The organism is Corallococcus exercitus (assembly GCF_003611585.1).
In the GTDB taxonomy this organism is placed as follows: Bacteria; Myxococcota; Myxococcia; order Myxococcales; family Myxococcaceae; genus Corallococcus; species Corallococcus exercitus.
This window is the reverse complement of the sequence record NZ_RAVW01000862.1, coordinates 1-594: the sequence shown is the minus strand read 5'-3', so window position 1 is coordinate 594 and position 594 is coordinate 1. Positions and strand designations below refer to the sequence as shown.

At 72.2% G+C, this 594-nt stretch carries 1 protein-coding gene; it reads left to right on the top strand.

The window, feature by feature from the left end:
* Positions 1 to 17: 17 nt before the first annotated feature.
* Positions 18 to 594 (top strand): MFS transporter (locus D7W79_RS42575; RefSeq protein ID WP_158617197.1); only part of this gene is annotated, 577 nt, incomplete at its 3' end.

Genomic DNA, 594 nt, shown 5'->3' with positions numbered 1-594 from the left:
TCCGGGAGATGTATGGGTTGACGCGGGGGCTGGGGAACCTGCGGGTGATGCTGGGCTCGGGGCTGCTGGGCATGGCGGCCTCCGGCCTGCTCAACCCGGTGATGCCGTTGTACCTGCGCTCGCGCGGGCTGGGCTTCCAGGAGATTGGCGCGCTCTACACGGCGGGGGCGCTCTTGCCCATCTTCGTGCAGCCGGTGCTGGGGGCGCTGTCGGACCGCCATGGGCGCAAGCCCTTCGTGGTGGGCCTGTCGCTCGTCACGTCGCTGATGGTGCCGGCGGTGGCGCTGGTGGACGACCCGCAGCCGCTCGCCGCCGTGATGATCCTCAAGATGCTGCTGTCGCGCAGCGCGGCGCCGGTGTCCAACGCGATGGTGGCGGACTTCGCGCCCGCCAGGCAGCGCGCCACGCTCTTCGCGCTGCTGGACGCGACGTCGAACCTGGTGTTCGTCGCGGCGCTGTTCGCGTCCTCCGCCGTCATCCGCGCGCTGTCGGTGGCGGGCACCTTCTTCCTGGCGGGCGGCCTGTTCCTCGCGGGAAGCCTGCTCTTGCTGGGGCTGGACGAACCGGCGCGGCCTCCGCGCGCGGAAGGGGGGC